This window comes from Candidatus Odyssella thessalonicensis L13 (assembly GCF_000190415.1).
In the GTDB taxonomy this organism is placed as follows: domain Bacteria; phylum Pseudomonadota; class Alphaproteobacteria; order Paracaedibacterales; family Paracaedibacteraceae; genus Paracaedibacter; species Paracaedibacter thessalonicensis.
The window spans coordinates 352,386-370,623 of record NZ_AEWF01000004.1 but is presented as its reverse complement, the minus strand read 5'-3'; the positions used below and the strand labels follow the sequence as shown (position 1 = coordinate 370,623).

The 18,238-nt window shown below is 41.6% G+C and carries 12 protein-coding genes and 1 tRNA gene; 6 read left to right on the top strand and 7 right to left on the bottom strand.

What is annotated here, in order from left to right; all coding sequences use genetic code 11:
* Positions 1-156: 156 nt before the first annotated feature.
* Positions 157-2,379, bottom strand: coding sequence for a prolipoprotein diacylglyceryl transferase (locus HMO_RS0108765; protein ID WP_010301583.1), 2,223 nt, complete (start codon positions 2,377-2,379; stop codon positions 157-159).
* A gap of 293 nt (positions 2,380-2,672) precedes the next feature.
* Between HMO_RS0108765 and infC the strand changes: the two genes are divergently transcribed.
* On the top strand, positions 2,673-3,218 hold the full coding sequence (infC, locus tag HMO_RS0108760; protein ID WP_029448755.1) for a translation initiation factor IF-3: 546 nt from the start codon (positions 2,673-2,675) through the stop codon (positions 3,216-3,218).
* A 57-nt stretch (positions 3,219-3,275) separates the two neighbouring features.
* Here infC and HMO_RS0108755 read toward each other — a convergent pair whose 3' ends face one another.
* From HMO_RS0108755 to HMO_RS14450, 6 genes are all read right to left on the bottom strand, one after another.
* Positions 3,276-4,313 (bottom strand): hypothetical protein, encoded by a 1,038-nt coding sequence (locus HMO_RS0108755; RefSeq protein WP_010301577.1) that lies wholly within the window; start codon positions 4,311-4,313, stop codon positions 3,276-3,278.
* Positions 4,314-4,765: 452 nt separating this feature from the next.
* Positions 4,766-7,171 carry a type I DNA topoisomerase gene (gene topA, locus HMO_RS0108745; protein ID WP_010301570.1) on the bottom strand — a complete coding sequence of 802 codons (2,406 nt, stop codon included), beginning with the start codon at positions 7,169-7,171 and terminating at the stop codon, positions 4,766-4,768.
* Positions 7,172-7,231: 60 nt separating this feature from the next.
* The gene (gene dprA, locus HMO_RS0108740; protein ID WP_010301567.1) at positions 7,232-8,320 is read right to left on the bottom strand and encodes a DNA-processing protein DprA; all 1,089 of its coding nucleotides are present in this window, start codon (positions 8,318-8,320) and stop codon (positions 7,232-7,234) included.
* Positions 8,321-8,493: 173 nt separating this feature from the next.
* On the bottom strand, positions 8,494-9,972 hold the full coding sequence (locus tag HMO_RS0108735) for an F-box protein (protein ID WP_010301564.1): 1,479 nt from the start codon (positions 9,970-9,972) through the stop codon (positions 8,494-8,496).
* Positions 9,973-10,026: 54 nt separating this feature from the next.
* Positions 10,027-10,701, bottom strand: a complete 675-nt coding sequence (locus HMO_RS0108730; RefSeq protein WP_010301561.1) for an SEL1-like repeat protein — start codon at positions 10,699-10,701, stop codon at positions 10,027-10,029.
* A gap of 234 nt (positions 10,702-10,935) precedes the next feature.
* The gene (locus tag HMO_RS14450) at positions 10,936-12,180 is read right to left on the bottom strand and encodes an MFS transporter (protein WP_010301558.1); all 1,245 of its coding nucleotides are present in this window, start codon (positions 12,178-12,180) and stop codon (positions 10,936-10,938) included.
* A 207-nt stretch (positions 12,181-12,387) separates the two neighbouring features.
* Here HMO_RS14450 and HMO_RS0108720 point away from each other — a divergent pair, with 207 nt between their 5' ends.
* From HMO_RS0108720 to HMO_RS0108700, 5 genes are all read left to right on the top strand, one after another.
* On the top strand, positions 12,388-13,287 hold the full coding sequence (locus tag HMO_RS0108720; protein WP_010301553.1) for a DUF898 family protein: 900 nt from the start codon (positions 12,388-12,390) through the stop codon (positions 13,285-13,287).
* A gap of 115 nt (positions 13,288-13,402) precedes the next feature.
* Positions 13,403-14,275, top strand: a complete 873-nt coding sequence (locus HMO_RS15665; protein ID WP_010301549.1) for a DMT family transporter — start codon at positions 13,403-13,405, stop codon at positions 14,273-14,275.
* 69 nt (positions 14,276-14,344) lie between these two features.
* Complete coding sequence (rpsD, locus tag HMO_RS0108710) at positions 14,345-14,959, top strand: 30S ribosomal protein S4 (RefSeq protein WP_010301544.1); 615 nt, start codon at positions 14,345-14,347, stop codon at positions 14,957-14,959.
* Positions 14,960-15,700: 741 nt separating this feature from the next.
* The gene (locus tag HMO_RS0108705) at positions 15,701-17,746 is read left to right on the top strand and encodes a hypothetical protein (RefSeq protein ID WP_010301542.1); all 2,046 of its coding nucleotides are present in this window, start codon (positions 15,701-15,703) and stop codon (positions 17,744-17,746) included.
* A 380-nt stretch (positions 17,747-18,126) separates the two neighbouring features.
* Positions 18,127-18,203, top strand: a tRNA-Asp gene (locus HMO_RS0108700).
* Positions 18,204-18,238: the final 35 nt, after the last annotated feature.

The following is an 18,238-nucleotide window of genomic DNA, read 5'->3' as shown; positions in this document are numbered from 1 at the left end:
TCTCCATATCGGGCTCGATCAATTGCCAACAACTTTATTGCCCGGCAAGATGTCCTATCCTGCAGATCGCTTTATAGGTTCTGATATAAACTATCAACTCTAAGGCTACCTTATATCTCCAATGATGGTATGGCTAAAGATGGGGGAGGTGCCCCCCTATCCTTTTTTTCCCTTTTTACGCCCTTTGTTCTTGGATGGCAAAGATTGTTTATTGTCGGATACTTTCTGTATATCAATCTTTAGGGAAGGAGGAGCATAGCCAGCGGCGATGAGATGATGTTCGAAGAATCTTCGCAGTGTTCTGTAAGGAAAAGATTCATTCCCATGGGGCTGGTGAACCTTAAAAATTTTATTATTCCCCGGGTTAAAAAGATCGGGCAAGCGATAAACGCATAAAACAGAGGCATCTGTGATCGGTACTTCTTTAAGACCCTGGGCTGTCTGTTTTAGCTTACCTCCCTTTGCTTGCCTGAGAAAGTCATTGAAATCTTCACGTTTCACATTATGGGCGCCTAACCCAAAAACTGCCTTATAAAACTTTAAGGCTTGCCCTTGCAGCTTTTGCCAAGGATTAAAAGCAGCGGGTGCAAGTGAGGCGCTTTCGACGGGTATTGAAACCTTGTCTTTTTTAGGAAAATCTTGAGGACGGCTCCAGTCGACAGCATCCGCCCCTGCTTCTGTCTCCTTGACAAAGTCAGACACAGGAGAGTCGGCTTCACTCTCCGGCAGCCCAAACTTCTCCTCCAAAGTAGGTTCGCCTTCAGGATCTGCCGTGTTAATGCTAGCGGAGGCAGCGGGAAGCATGCCCTGAGCGGTTTCTTGGACACGAGCGTTGGCTTTACTCTCCGGCACCCCAAATTTCTCCTCTAAAGTAGGTTCGCCTTCAGGATCGGCGATGTTGGTGCTATCAGAGGCAGTAGGAACCCCAGATTGAACGATTTCTTGCTCTGGAGACTCTACTGCAGTTTTTGGGGCACTTTCTTGCAACTCATCTCGTGAAGCGACCTGAACATTAGCACCTGACGCTGGAGGGATCACAGTTGGTTTTACTTGAAAAGTTTTGAGAGGCTTACTCTCCCTTTTTTGATAGATATCCAGCGGCGACTTTAAAGGCTTAAGTGGTAAAGCTTTAGTGTTTAAAGATTTAAGGTATTTACCGATAGGAGAGGACTGAATATGGTTGTTAACGAAATGCTCTATCTCTGTCATAGTAACAAAACAACTTTCAAAGGAGGCTTGGCTCTCAAATTTTTGAATGTTTTTCTCTAAAAGCCGTTCTCTAACGCTTTTAGTAGTGGCTCTAGGCTTGGCCATCCTGCCTTTTGGCACCATAGAACTTGCAGTCGCTTGCTTAGCAATTTGAATTTTTGTTAAAGCTTCTAAATCTTCCGTATAAGGAATTAGCTTTTTACTTACAAAGCCTATAATTTGATTAGTAAACTTATCTCTGCTGGGAGTTGAAACAATAATACTAGCGATGTCAGTTTTGGACTGGTAAGAAATTTCATCGAAAGTTCCATTTATAGATGCTAAATGCTGATAAAGATTAGCAAGGATGCCCTCTAAATTATTATATAGCAATCCGATTTCAAGCTGAGAATACATGGAAGTGAACTGGCCCTTGTTCTTAAACCATTTTGGGATTAATTTACAGGCCACATCATATGCCTTAGATCTTGAGGAAGCTGCGCTTAAGATACCTAATTCTTTGATAAGTTCGCTTAAGGGAGGGTCATTGCGATGATTTAAGGGAGCAATGAGTGCCGTAGAGCCATTATCTAGCCGCTTAATTAATATTGCGTATTCCTCACCTGCACTATCAAGACAAAGTTGGTAAATTTCATTGATTGTCTTCTGATTTAACTCCACAAGCTCTTCTAGAAGTATTTTTACTGATTTTTGCATAACAGTGGTTGGCACTTTTGGCTCATCCATGAAGTTAAAAATTTGTTTCAATGCCTTAAGAAGGTACATGTTAGCAATCACATCGAAAGCCAGCACCTCATAAGCATTTGTAAGATGCAGATGCTGTTTTTTGAAAGGCTCATATTTGTTTTGACGATATCTGGGAGCAAATTGTTCTAAAAATATCGAAATTTCAATATTCAAAGTCTCTAGCGTAGCTGGAGAGATTTCTTTTAAACAATCAATATAGGTCTGGGAAAAATCAATATTAGCTTCTAGAATAGGGACCAAAGAGCTAACTTGTTGAAGCAGGCCGTGTCTGAGCGTTTCTTTAGAGACTCTCTCCTCCCTTATACTCAATGGACCTGCCATACTCTCAGCTAAAGCATCAGAATCGCACGCGATTACAGAAGTAGACTGACTTAATGGAATAAGCGCTGTTGCTAACAAGTTTTTTACTAAATTCTTCCTCATAATTATGCCTTCTTATTATTGCGTCGCTTGAAATTTGTTTATTGAATGGTTCTATTCACTTTAAGTGGTGCTGATTAACTATTTTTTCAAGAAAATCGGTTAGATTTTATCTCTTACAGCTAAAATCCTGCCAATCCCCCCCTTATGCTGCTCCTGATAAGCAATATAACTCTTTAAATCGCCTCGGCTAGAAGGCTAAACTTTACAACTATTGCTATTTTTTCTAGTGCACAAGAATAAAATGAGGTATTGTAGTTATATAGAATTAGTTCGCATTCAATGGAGAAATTCGCATAGCTCGCTTTAATAATAATGCGCCATCACCCAAAGATGGTCCTCGTGTAAACCAAGAAATCACCTCAAAAGAAGTTCGCCTGGTCGGAGCCGATGGAGAAATGGTCGGCGTTGTCAGTCGCAGTGAAGCCCTTCGATTGGCCGCAGATGCTGGCTTGGATCTCGTTGAAGTGTCACCGAATGCAGAGCCACCGGTTTGTAAAATTCTGAACTACGGTAAGTATAAGTACGAGCAGCAGAAGAAAAAAACTGAAGCGAAAAAGAATCAGAAAGTTATTGAAGTCAAAGAAATTCAGATGCGTCCCGTCATTGATGAGAATGACTTTAATGTTAAGCTGAGAGCTATCCGTCGTTTCTTAGAGGAAGGCAACAAGGTTAAAGTTGCTATCCGCTTCCGCGGCCGTGAAATTACGCACCAAGACCTGGGCATGGAAGTTATTAACCGCGTTAAAGAGGACGTGTCAGAAATAGCAAAAGTTGACCAAACTCCTAAGCTAGAAGGGCGCCAGATCTTAATGATTCTCTCTCCGGCAGCGCCAAAGTAAGCCATTCCTTGAAGAAGAAATTCCCAGAGCAGCTTTAAGCTGCTCTTTTATTATCCTCTATATTTCGCTAGAATCTCGTTTTATGTCAATTGCCTTAGTGCCAGGACACTCCTTTCTTCCCACTATTGAGGGCCCTTTAACGGCCCTCACATGCATCGCCTTACTAAGCCCCCCTGCTAGCTGTTTAATTCTTTCCTCAATCGATTCAAAAATTAAATTAGGATAGTCCCGATATAATAGATTAATGTTTACTGCCCTCTTTTTATTGACCACTTGATCATAAAATCCTAACCGGGTTAATGAATTGCCGACAGTTTCAAACGTCCCTTCAATAAGCTCAAAGTTAGGGACCTTAGAAAAGAAAGCATCAAAATCATCATCAGCCAGTATATTTATGACGATTTCCCTTAACCGACGAAGATACTTTACCTTCTTAATCCTATAACTTGTTAATGCCTCAAGATTCTTTAAAGCTATTGCTTGGAGGGTAAATTCAGGAAGCGTTGGCCGCTGTAGAGTAGCAATAAACTTGACGACCTTTGACAGAGCTTTGGCTGAGGCACGATTAATCTTTGCTAAGCGTTGCGACAGTAAATTTGCACCCCACCCTGTTTGCTTAGAAAAGCGCCGATTCAACTCAAAGGTTTTGCGTTTACAAAGAACCTTTATAAAATATAGCTGCGCTTGCGTAGCAGGATCACTGTATTCCAAAAGAAGACCTTTTATCTTCTTACTCAGCATACAAGCTTTGGCTAGCATCTCAAAAAGATAGCTTGTTCTTTTTGTAGAAGACAAAGTCTTAAAATACTGATCATCATAAAGTTTAGAGAGATGAGTCTTTAAAGACCAGAGTGTTATAATAGAAAGAACAGGAGTATCTTTTCCTACATTATCTTGCTTCACTGATTCAATAGCGATCTCTTTAAAAGACTCAAGACTCTCGCCTATTAATCGCTTGTCCGTCACCAGCTCACCAGCCTTTAAGGTTCCCATTGCTTGGCAAAGATTAATTTCAGCAGCAGAGCCCCCTTCCATAGCGCTGCTCGACAATTGGATAAGAAGCAAGCCAAAAGCCGTAGTGATTATTTTCCTCATTTTCGCTCCTCTAATATAAGAAAAGGCTGCAAAGCAACATTGCAACCCTTTAGCTAGTTTTATTTAAATTATTTTTTATTATAAAAAACGCACCATAAGTTACAATTTTTAAATCCTTTTTGTAACAATGTAAAGTTTTTTTAAAGATTAAGAAATATATTTCCATAATTATCTAAAACAGAAGAATATACTCTGCTGAAGTTTGCTACCGCCCGTGCTTGGCAGTTTCTTTTTAAGATAATTTGTAGGTAAAGCTTGAGGGCTTTTGGTATCTTCCGGCATCAGTTTTCTCAGTTGCATCCCAAGCTTACCCTCAAGGACCACCTATCAGATAGTTTCCTTCCCAGCTAATAATAAAGCAATCTCTTTTAAGAGTTATTTGTTAGCAACTGACTAAGAAAACCTATAAGCCGTTCAAGGACAAGCAACTGCCCGCCCTTGGAGGTTCAGAATTATTCGCTTTTATTTGCTTTCTTTCGACCAAAACTACGGCCTGAGGCAGGTTTATTCTGCTTTTGCGTGACGAGTTCGGCAGCTCGTTCTAATGTAATAGCAAACATATCTTCACTTTTAGGAATTGAGGCAAAGGTGCTACCACATTTCACATAGGGCCCAAATCGCCCAATACTTATGGACATAATCTCCCCTGTGTCTGGGTGAGGCCCCACCGTCTTAGGCAGAGCCTTAAGAGCCATCGCCGTCTCAAAGGTAACACTTTCTGGATTAAAGCCGGCCGGCAACGCAACTCGTTTTGGCTTGCCTGCACTCGCCTTACCTTTTTTCTGTTTCTCCTTATCAGGACTTGCTTTTGCTTCGCCCCATTGCAAGTACGGACCATACGGGCCTTTACGCAAAGTAATCTCTTCCCCGGTGTCAGGATCGTGACCTATTACCTTAGGCTCGTCCTGAACGATAGGGGGTTCGTCCCCCTCGCCCTCAGGCGTATCCCCACTCAAAGGTTTTGTATATTTACACTCAGGATAATCAGAACACCCTAAAAAGGCCCCATAACGACTTAACTTCAAACTCAAGCGGCCTTTTTGGCATTGTGGACACACGCGAGAGGCTTCATCCCCATGAAAGAGATGATGACTTAAGTCTTTTTCTAAAGAGTCAATGACTTCTGTCATGGTTAAGCTTTGGGTTGAATCAGTCGTCTGCTTGAAAGAGCCCCAGAACTGAGTTAAAACCTCTTTCCAGGCAACCGCACCATTAGAAATATCATCCAGCTGCTCTTCTAAGTTGGCAGTAAAATCGTATTCCACATAACGCTTAAAGAAATTTGTTAAGAAAGAAGTAACTAATCTGCCGCGTTCGGCTGGGATAAACTGACGCTTTTCCAGCTGTACGTAGTCCCGATCTTGAAGCACTTGAATAATTGACGCATAGGTTGAAGGGCGGCCAATCCCTAATTCTTCCAACTTTTTAACTAAACTCGCTTCCGAATAACGGGGCGGCGGTTGAGTAAAATGCTGATTAGGCGTTACCTGTTGAATAGGTGCGGCTTCGCCCTCGGTTAACGGTGGTAAGAGACGCTCTTCATCTTCATCACCACTAGCATCATCTTTACCTTCTAAATACAGCCTCATAAAGCCATCAAAGGTCATCGTAGAGCCCGTGGCTCGGAGAATAACTTGGCGATCTTCAGAGAGAATATCGACACCCACTTGGTCAAAAAGTGCTGTTTCCATTTGTGAAGCAACTGTACGCTTCCAAATTAATTCATAAAGCTTGTAATGACTATCATCTAAATAAGCACGCACATCCTCAGGGCGCCGTAAAACAGAAGTCGGTCGCACCGCTTCATGGGCCTCTTGCGCATTTTTGCTCTTACTTTTAAAAACTCGAGGCGAGCTGGGTAAGTACTTACTGCCATAAACACTATCTATATGCTGGCGCATTTCCGTAATTGCTTCATTGGAAATTGCAATACTGTCGGTACGCATATAAGTAATTAAACCGGTTAAGCCGCCTTGGATTTCCACACCTTCATATAAACGCTGGGCGACTTGCATAGTCCGGCTAGCACTAAAGCCAAGTTTACGGGCAGCTTCTTGTTGTAAGGTAGAAGTGGTAAAAGGAGCAGCTGGATTGCGTTTTACTTGTTTCTTTTCCACTTCTCCGATTAAGAAGCTTCGGCTTCGGATCGCAGCACAAGCGGCTTGAGCATCTACTTCTGTTTTTAGAGCTAGTTTATCCAGTTTCTTGCCGTGCAGATGTGTTAAACGGGCTTTGTATGCCTGACCTGCTGCATTCAATAAAGCCGCTTCAATCGACCAATATTCCTGAGTAATAAAGGCCTCAATTTCCTGTTCACGCTCGACAATTAAGCGTAGAGCCACCGATTGCACCCGCCCGGCGGAACGAGCCCCCGGCAGTTTGCGCCACAGCACCGGAGACAAGGTAAAACCCACCAGATAATCGAGAGCCCGTCGTGCCAAATAGGCTGACACTAATTTCTTATCAATTTCACGCGGATGCTGAATCGCATTCTGGATAGCGCCTTTGGTAATCTCATGGAAAACAATACGTTTAACTTCTTTACCCACTAAGGCTTTTTTTTCATTGAGCACTTGCTGAACATGCCAAGAAATGGCTTCCCCTTCACGGTCAGGGTCGGTGGCAAGCAACAATTGATCAGCGCCTTTGACTGCTTTTAGGATCTCATTTACTTTATTTTTGGCTCGATCTTGCATTTCCCAAACCATCTTAAAATCGTGATCAGGATCAACAGAACCATTCTTAGAGGGAAGATCGCGAATATGCCCATAGCTGGCCAAGACAATATAATCGTTGCCGAGATAACGATTGATTGTTTTAGCTTTTGCTGGCGATTCAACAACAACGACACTTTTCATGATGCCACACCTCTCTAATTTTTATTCTGCTGTATTTTCAATCTTGTAGCAAGTCATCATTCACAACACTTGGGTGGAAATTGAAACAGTACCATTTGCCTGGCGAACAATCAAGCCTTCTAGTTCTAATTCTAAAATGATCGCCATAATTTCTTGAGAATTTAGCTTAAAATCTTGAGCAATAAAGTTTATTTCAATCGGTGTCTCACTCAGTCCCCTTAAAATTTCTTCTTTTAGGGACGCTGGAACAGAGAAGTCTTCAACGGAGGCAACATAAGCCTCAGCTTCAGGTTCTGACAACATGGTTAAATTAAACTCAGGCTTAAGGATTTGCAGAATATCGTCCGCGGATTGCACAAGATGGGCCCCTTGTTTAAGAAGCAGGTTGCTGCCATGGCACCGTGGATCCTGAGGCGACCCCGGCACCGCAAACAGGTCACGGGATTGCTCAATTGCATAACGTGCTGTTATCAAGGATCCTGAGCGGATTGCCGCTTCAACCACGACGACACCTCGGCTTAAGCCAGAAATAATCCGATTACGTCGTGGGAAATGATTGGGCGATGGCTTAGTGCCGATGAGCATCTCGCTGACAATACAGCCATGCCGCTGAATATCATTATAGAGATCCTCATGTTCGGGTGGATAAATAACGTCCACGCCCCCAGCCACTACTGCAACGGTTCCCGTCTGACAACTCCCGAGATGTGCTGAGCGGTCAATACCCCGTGCTAAACCAGAAGCCACGATAAAGCCAGCTTTCCCCAAATCCTGGGCCAAAAGATGCGCTTGCTTCTTGGCCGCAAAGGAGCAATTGCGCGCCCCGACAATCCCGACCATATCTTTTTGCAAGACATCGACCTGCCCCTTAACAAACAACAGGGTGGGCGCATCTCGCAGCTGCTTTAACTGTACAGGATAGCTGCTATTCTTGCCGGTTACGATCGTAACGCCTTTTTTATTACATAGCTCTAGAAGCTGCTTTACCCAATTTTCTTCAGGAATAATATTGGCGCGATTATTGCGCGCTAGCCACGCTAAGGCTTCCTCACAGCACCCAAATCTGGATAGAGCTTGCCAAAATGTTATAGGGCCCACATTCTTACAATAGGCAAGCTTTAGCCAGGAAATTAAGTCTTTATCATTCATGGTAGGAAAGCTAACAGATTTATTTCAGTTTTAGAAGCATTATTGTTTGCCGCTCGAGCCTTGGTTGAGAGATACTATTTTTTTCCTTATCGGCTCTCTTTAAGGAGAGTTTCTCTTAAAGAATAGCTGCATCTAACTAGCTTGCTGCTAGCACTTACAACACAGAGGAGGCTTTAACTTCTGCCTTCATCAGCTACCCTTCTCAATAAATCTAATGCTTTGTCGTTATCTAGGATGACATTAATATCCGACAGATAAATCTGAACTAGAAAGAATTGAGCTTCTGCATAATTCTCTTTTATTGCTAATCTTTCCAGCAATGACACAGCTTGGCGAGTATCCTGTATGAAACACGCCTTCTCTTCATCATACCAGCGACCTTCATACATCATTTTGGCACGATAAAGAAAAGCCCTAAAATATCGAGAGGCAAAACTAAAATCAAATTTCAAGAGCTGAGAGGCTTGTTGGTCATTCTTGCCAATATGTTTGCCTTTATAGTAGTCAATCCCTACCCTCATTCTTACATTTATATCGTGATCATGATGTAAACAGTATGGTTTATCAGCAGCCTTTTTTAAAAGAGCAGCACCTTTTACAGTATCCTTTTCAACACCTTGTCCTTTTAAATACAGTCTTCCTAACTGATACTCAGCCCAGCTGATATTTTGATCGCTTGCTTGCTTTAGCAAATCCACTGTATCTTTAAGATAACCAGGGATATTTTGATGCTTAAGATATACCTTGCATAAATCATAAACTACCCCTGTTGGATGCAGTTGTCCTGTCTCATAAAATCCCATAAATGGTATTGCCTTTTTATAGAACTCTACAGCTTGGTAAATATCTTTTCTGGCTTCAAAGGTCTTAGCTAACCAATAATAAGCTTTCTTATGACCCAAATCTCCTGCTTTTCTAACACATTCGATGGCTCTAGGAAAATCCTTGCTTCCCTCCTCTGCTCGGTAATAAAACTTTCCAAGTTCGAAGAGTGCCTGTAAATGCCCTTGTGAAGCAGCTTTGCTAAGCAGAGTAACCTTCTTTTTTTCTTCTTCAGAAGCTTGATAACTGTTAACAAAATGTCTACCTAAGTAATAGTAAGCGTCAGCAGCATTATTACATTCATTAGTGTACCAGCGTCCCCCAAGATACTTGCTGTACAAATGAGAAGCTCGTTCATTATCCTTGGTAAGGATGACGCCTTCATCATAAATTATGCCTAATCGTAAATAAGCTGCCTTATCGAGTCGTCGGTAAGCCTCTCCATAGTAGTATAAAGCCTGATCATGATTAGGAGCCCTACGAAGGCCTTCCCAGTATAGATTACCTAACATAAAGTAATGTCTAGCCACATATGCATGTAGCCTCTCTCCCTCTGCCTCAGCTGCTATCTTTATTTCTTTACTGAATTCATCTTGGAGTTTTTTTGTACATTTTTTAAAATAGGCTGCTTTCTTATGGGGCACACATTCTTTACGTCCGGTAACTGTTTGACAGATCTCATATTCGCTTAAGATAAGGGCATCTAAATTATGGCAAACAAGACGCAAATTCAATAAGTCAGAGTTAGGTAAAAAATCGACGACAGTTAAGATAATTTCTATCGGCAAACCAGGAAAAATTAGGAAAGATAAATCATTTTCTGTTCTCATAATAAGAGGCTCACACAGCCGCCGCCTCTTAATAGGGTTTTCTTCGCGTACTTCTTAAGAATCTTCAGCTAAGGGGTGCCGATGTAATTGTCCAGAGATATAAATCTCTGATTTACTGAACCTAGAAAGTAACTGATTAGCTTTATTACTATCTTTGCTGACAATTATTATTCCATTATGTTCAAGGCCACCCTCATAGATGCCTGCCAAATTCTTTATAGCCTCCTCCGAGCCTAGGCGATAAGCTTGTAAGTAGCAGTCCAAGGCCTTATAGTATTTAGGAGAATTGCGCAGCCCTTGCCAATACATCTCCCCTAACTGAAAGTAAGAATCTCTTCTTTCTTTATATCTGTCTTCCAACCAAATCCTTCCAAAGTTATTAAACCAATTTAGTCCAATTTTATGGAACTCATTACGAATAATCTTTGCCAAGGAATAAAACTTTTCAGCTTTATTCAAAGGAATATGTTGTTTTTTCCCCGAGACAGGCTGGCATACTTGATAATGCTGTAAAACCAGCTCGTTAAAAGTTCGGCATGATAAGCGTAAATTTCTTAAATCAGAATTAGATAGGGACCGAAAAGGGTTAAAGGCAAGCTCGCCATCCCTTTGCGGTAATACATGTGAATAAGAGGAAACCGCTTGCGGCCTGTCCACGTCCATAGCCCACCCGGCAAGCGACCCAGTTTTTCCAGTAAGAACTAAGGCAAGAAATGCATATATTTTCATATTTTTGCTCCATTAATTTTTTTATTATTAATGTATTCTAGGGACTGCTACGGCGCGATCCAAAATCTTATTATTTATTTCTTATTAAAGCAAAAGGGAATTTGCTGCCTTTTATATAGCAATGGGCCTTTCAAAAAAGCTCTCCAAAGGATTAATTTGCAGGTAGCTTTCCTTGGGCAGGGGAGATGACTATAGCTTTATTATCTTTAGTATGCAGTTAGAAGAAGCCTTATTTTAGCTCTCAGCTTTCTTCATCCCTTTTAGGCAAACCAATCCAATAGCCCCCACAATCGACAGGACAATTGCTGGTACATAAAGGCTCGCTGTTTTATCTATTAAAGTGGTCACAATAAACGGAGCCGTACCACCAAAACAGGCCACACTCATATTAAAAGATAGTCCTGCGGCAGTGTAACGAACATGTTGGGGAAAAGCCGTCGCCACCATGATCGGCAAGGTTCCATAAGCGGCCCCCATTAACACACTGAAAACCAGCTGCAGCACGGCTAAGGCCCCTATTTGCGAGGAGGTTATCACATAATGATATAAAGGATAAGCAAGCAAGAGAAACCCCAGGCAGACCCCACTTAGAATCTTCTTGTGTCCCATGCGATCACCCAGCCAGCCAAACAAGGGAATAAATATAACCAGACTCCCCATGCTCACGGTATTCCAGAATAAAACCGATTCTTCAGGGAGCTTTAAAAATAGGGTGGCAAAAGTAGTCATAAATACAAAGACCACGTAAACGCCTACCCCATCCAAGAGGATAATGCCGATGGCCCGCAACAAAGTTGCCTTATAATCCTGAAGGATCTCTTTTACCGGTAATTGCTGCAAAGTCGGCTGCCCATGCGATTGCTCCGGAATATATTTGCGAATCATAAAACCGACAACAGCAGACAGGCTTCCTAGTAAAAAGGGGATACGCCAACCAAAGTTTTTTAGATCGTCAGGCGATAAAATCGAAGCCAATAGCGTGGCGGCCCCGGACCCTAAAAACAAGCCGCCAAGCGTCCCAAAGGATGCTAAGCTGCCCGCAAATCCTTGACGTCCTTTGGGTGCATGCTCAATGACAAAGATGAAAGAGCCTCCATAATTGCCGCCCACAGCCAAGCCTTGAAGTAATCGCACTAACACCAATCCAATGCTGGCAAAAATTCCCGCTGTTTCATAGGTAGGCAGTAAGCCCAGCAAAGTGGTCGGAACCGCCATCATCAGCAACGACGCCGCTAAAGCATATTTACGCCCAACCCGATCACCGATATAGCCATAAAAGATAGCCCCCAAAGGTCGCATGGCAAATCCAGAAGCGAAAACGGCAAACGTAGCAAGCAAAGAGCTGACAGGGTCATGGCTCGGATAAAATTGTTGACCGATAATATTAGCAAAATAGCCAAATAGTGCGTAATCATACCATTCAAATGCTGTTGCCAATGAGCCAAAAAGCAAAGGTTTTGCAGCAAGTTTTGTTGTCATTTTTTCTCCTTAAAGATGCCTGCTCGGGCTGCCGTTTATCATCATAGCTTGATTATTGGTGTTTAGATACTGTGAAGTTTATTATCCCCCATTAAAATTATCACTCTGCCCCATTAAGTCCGCCCCTTTTTAAGGAAAAATTTAGATTAATTGTTTCTTAATAGATGGGTTTTTAAAATTTAGATATCAGCAGAGTAGGAATCAATAATGTCAAATACGCCTATAAACCAGTTAGAATATAAAGGTGACTCCCTTACCCTTTTCATGCTCTATGCGCAACTGCTGGGCGGATGTCTGTTAACGGGTGGCATTTACTATTTTTGGGGACGGGTCGCTATTCTACGCTACACAATAGGATCTATTTTAATTAATCAGACGCCCTATCAGTATCTGGGCACAGGAAAAGAGTTATGTCTCAGCTTCCTGCGGTTTTGCTGTGTTTGCCTGGGCTATCTCCTCTTCAATTATGGCATTTTATGGTACGGCATCCATACAATTGGTTGGAATTGTGACTTGTTTATTCAGACCGTTTTTGGGATAAATGCTATTGTGCTCAGTGGGCTGCTTTTTTACGGAGTGCATCGCTCTCTTATCTATTATTTTTCGCGCCTGGCGTGGAAGGGAGTCCGTTATCAATTAGCAGGTTCAAGTTGGGAATTTACAAAGTTATGTTTAAAGAAATCATTCTTAAATATTATCACTTGCAGCTTTACGGTCCCCCAATCAACGCTGGAAATTTATGGTTCTCTAATAAATCAGCTTTATTACGGGGACCAAAAATATCGCTTCCAATATGAAACACATAATCTTCTAAAGCCCCATCTGATCTCTTTACTCTTGCTTATTCCGACTTTGGGATTATCGCGGTTATGGTATCAGGCTAAGCTACATAATTTTATTTTTGACCATATGAAATTTATGGATCTCGAATTCCGTAACACCATGCGTCCCACCGGCTTAATTAGCCTTTATCTAAGTAATCTTATTATCATTATAGCTAGTCTCGGTCTCGGCATTCCATTTGCTGTCAACCGTTCACTTAAATTTTATACCGAGCATCTTTGCATTGTGGGCGATTTAAACCGCAAGCGTCTTATTAAAGGTTAAACCTAATTTATGAGTGCACTGAAGAAAGTGTTAGTTAATCACTCTAGCATTCAATCTTTTAATATTTCATGAAATACTAGGACTAATAGCAAGCAAGAAAGGAATCATCAGGCTAATGCAGCACCATCTCTTTAAAGGGACGCTCTATATGCTAGGCGCAATGTTTAGCTTTGTCAGTGTTAATGCCATCTTTAAAACGCTTGAATTTTCCTATCACCCGCTACAAGTCGTATTTTTTAGATATTTCTTCGCCCTTATTCCCTGCTTGATCGTTCTATGGGCGCGCCAAGAAGGGGCCAGTTTAAAGATTAGCGATTTCAAACCTCATATCCTACGGGGAGCTATAGGAGTGGTCGGCTTATTAATGCTGTTTCAATCGCTTAGCCTGCTCCCCTTAGCTGAGGCCGTCACTATTTCTTTTGCTTCCTCCTTCTTTATCACCATCTTTTCATGGATATTATTGAAAGAAAAAGTCTCCTTAATGGCTTGTCTGGCGATCCTTATAGGGTTTGCTGGCGTCATCATTGCGGCAAAACCAGATAGCATTCACCTAAAGTTAGGGGTACTATGTGGACTCTTATCTGCAATCGCTGAAGGCTTTATCCTAACTCATAGCCGCCTCATCTCTGCTACAAACTCCAGCTCAGCTATAGCTTTCTATTATGCCTTGTTTGCAGCCATTTTTGCCGCCATCGGCTTGCCTGTTGTCTGGACGACGCCCTCCACTTATGACCTAATTGTATTAATTGTCTTAGGGATAGGGGGCGGCATTGGTCAATATCTGCTTATTACTGCTACACGTTTAGCACCTGGCCAAACCCTGGCGCCGTTGATTTACAGTCAGATTGTCTGGAGCATTCTTTACGATATAATTTTATTTGATGCAATTCCTTCGAAATCATTGTATACTGGATGTGGTTTAATTATCGCGGCAGGATTAGTGATGATTTTAAAGGATAAAATCATCCAAATTAAACAAACGAATTGACACTGGCTATGCAGATAGTATAGGTTGTTCGTTAAGATTTGTATTTATTTTTGGTACATAGGTAATTTAATGACAAAGCGCATTAACGCTAAATATAAAATCGACCGCCGCTTAGGTGTTAACCTTTGGGGTCGTCCAAAGAGTCCTGTAAACAGTCGCAGCTATGGCCCGGGTCAACATGGCCAACAAAGGTCCAAGCCTTCTGATTATGGTTTGCAACTTCGGGCTAAACAGAAGCTCAAAGGTTACTACGGTAATATCAGCGAGCGTCAATTCCGCCGCTTATATCAAGAAGCGATCCGTCGTCGCGGTGATACCTCTGAAAATCTAATTGAGTTGCTAGAGCGTCGCTTAGATGCAGTCGTCTATCGCATGAAGTTCGTCGCAACACCGTTTGCAGCTCGCCAACTCGTTAACCATGGCCATGTTGCTGTCAATGGCAAGCGCGTTAACATCCCCTCTTTCCAACTTAAAGATGGTGACGAAATCTCTCTGATCGGGAAGATTAAAGAAAATGTTAATGTTATCGCATCTACGCAATCAAATGAGCGTGATGTGCCAGAATACATGACAGTTGATCATAAGAAAATGGAAGGAAAGTATATTCGTGGACCAAAGTTCACCGAAGTTCCTTATCCGGTCCATATGGAACCTAACCTCGTTATCGAATTTTACTCTCGATAAGCTTTCAGGTCATAGATTCTCAAGAAAACCTTCGTTTTGCGAAGGTTTTTTTATTGCCTGAAAGATATAGCCTCCCCTTTTTTCCGCCCTACCTATTTAAAAAGTACTCTGCTAGCCGCGTCTGAAGCATTGCTAATTTACTGGAAGAAACAGATAACATCCAGCCATCCCTCTAGAATTTGCAAGCTATTGGTGAGAATTCAACAGAATGATGCAAAATGCTATCTTCTGAGAAAGTGCTTTCTTGTTTATAAAATTTAAAGAATTTTTTTTTGCGAGATTCTTGGTCCTCGCATCTGGGTGGAACGCTCTAAGACTTGCAACGGCTCTACGTCTTAAAGCGCCAATATAAGATAGTCACTGAAAACAGTATGGCTGCACGTTTCAACTTATCTCAACTCAGAACGTTGGAATTTTAGACCAGCATAATTGTTATCTAAATTAGAGTCACCAGGAATGTAGCAAACACTGGCACATTCTGCCCCTGAAAAGGACAAAAACTTATTAAGCGACTTTAGACGCTTTCTCAACCCGGTTTAATTTGAGTTTCTGGCAATCGCAAATCTGAAAGAGTACAGACTACAGTTTTAATTCAGCTCTAGTCGCATAAAAACTGACTCAAAATTACGAGTAATAATGGTAGACAGCAATATTAAAATAGTTAGCAATGGATAATTGTTGAAAATTATTCTTACTACCCGCATCTATACCTTATAGAGCCCTCAAATATAACCAATAAATATGAAGCTAAAAACTCTTCAACTTAAAATCTCGTTCTTATTCCTGACGGTCAATTTACAACTCAGCACATCTATGGCGATGCAGCCAGCCCTTTCTCCACCTTTCTTAGATCCTTGTCTTTCCTTTGACAATATGACTCATGAAGCCTCTGTCCTTATAAAAACTGAAGAAGACATCCACAACCAATTTATTGCCGTACAGACAGCAATTGAAAATAATATTAAAGAAATAGAAGAATCTCAGGTACAAGAAGCAGATGGGTCGGATTACAGCCGTTGGCGTAAAGCATTAAAACTGAACAATCAAGCCCTTAAGATAGTTAAAGAGTCTTTGGAAATATACTCTTTCTATAAACGACCAATTCTATGGAATATACAGCAAAAAAGAGATACATTTGGTTTAGGATTTATAAGATATGCCAAGTTTTTATCCTTCTCTCAGAAGTTGGCAATGCTTCAACCGCTGGAGAAAGATAAGCTTTTACCTTTCATAATCCGCACCTTTCAAGAAGCTGTTGATCATAAATTAAAGAACGCACTACCACCGACAGACGTATTCTTAACTGAGTTTATTGATATTAGAAGTGCTGATGATATCAGACTAAGCCATGTAAGGTTGATTAATATTCTCAATCGAGGCTTTAAAAATGTCCTCAACTTATTAGATAAAATTGATCTGAATAAACTTAATTTAACTAATCTTCCTTATAAGGCTCTGCTAGAAACTCACTTAAATAAGTTGCGCGGTGAATTGAATGTATTTTTCCGTGAAAAGAAGCTCGTAGAGATGGTGAAGAGATCCAACATCAATCTTGTTATTGCAAATGGCTTCCCTTTCAACTTTGGTTATATTCAGAACTATATGAACATTCATACCGCCTATAATATTATTTTCTCTCTTCTCAATCACAGATTTCATAACAGGCATCTATTATTACCTGAGTACTATGATCTTTATGCAGAGGAAGAATGCGTAATGCTTTCTGAGGTGGAGAGGACGGAAAATCTTAAAACATTACAGTCAATGCTAGCTGCATCGAACTCTGCTAGCATAGAAGCTGAAAACCGATCCTTAAAAAATAGATGTAATAAGCAGCCCGTATCTTCCTCCAAGAAATTAGCGCAAGTCAAGCCCTCCCATAGAAACGGCCATAAACCTTACACCAAGCAAAAGTCTCGATCCAAACAGAGTAATACTAACAGACGGAAAGCAAAGCAGCAGCTCCGAATACCTCTTGTCTCTCCGGAAGAGAGAGAAGGTACAAAGCATCTCTTTGCGACGCCAGGCGCCGCAACTGAAAGCCTGATCAATTTTCCTCTCCCTATTGTTTCCACCTCAGCACCTTCTTCTACGCTGGCGGCAAAAACTACTGCAAGCGACATTGATCAAGCTGCTACACCAAGCAAAGAAACACACAGTACACCTAAAGCGGAGACAGCTTCTCTCTCTCCCATCACAGCAGCATCTGATTCAATGCTACCGTCACCCTTTCAGAACGCCGCGGCTGCTGCAATGATAGCAGAGCCTAAATCAGATAATTTGATTCAAGAATGCACTAAGTGGCTACAAGGTCTCCTCCAAAAAACGGCTCAAAAGCCGGGTAATTATGTGTCTATCTTTAATAAAGCACGCCATCTCCTTATAGACCTGGAAAATAATGGTGAACAAGTTCTGCTTGGGATACAAGAAGCCACTCACACCTTAGCCCAAAGATTGAACGATTTAAGGCAAGCAGATTTAGTCAACAAGAAGAAGACCTACGGCATTCTAATACCGAAGAATTATGAGGCTGATTATTTGCTTTTAATGCACACCCCTATTACTTACCTCCATAATAATCTGCGTTTTAGCTTGGTTAAAAGACTCCTTAAGGGGCTGGGTGGGAAAATTGATGACAGCCACAGCGGCTCACGCATAGCTTTTGAACTGAACAAAAAGAAAATGTCGATACATCTGCATAATGCTCATAATGGAATTCTTGATGGCGGACGGATTACCTCTTTACGTAAGCTGATTACTGATGCAGGCGTTTATATACAGGAATAAAGCAAGTCAAGTTAACAGCAAGACCTTCTGCAGCCGCCCCTGTTAGAATTAAGGGGTGCTCTCGATGGCAACCCCATTATTCTCTAGAGTCCCCTTAAATCTTATAAATTTAGTTTCTCTAAGAGACAAGCGCCACAACATGGGCTGTTTCAAGAAAACATAAATCGGGAAATTGAGTAGGATTATAAATTGTTTACAGTTTAAACCACCACCTTTTTCTTGTTACCCGGGCAGGCCAGCGCCCTCCATCCCTAGGCGTTTTTTTTACTATAATTAGGTTTATTTAATGTCTCCTAAAAAATTGATAAGTTTTTTGTTGACAGTTCCCCCCAGAGTACGTTAGAAAATAGAAGTCATCAGTGATGACATCCCGATAAAGCGGGGGTGTAGCTCAGTTGGTTAGAGCGTCGGCCTGTCACGCCGAAGGTCGCGGGTTCGAGTCCCGTCACTCCCGCCATTCATTTCATACTTTCCTTACCCCGCTTTTCAAAT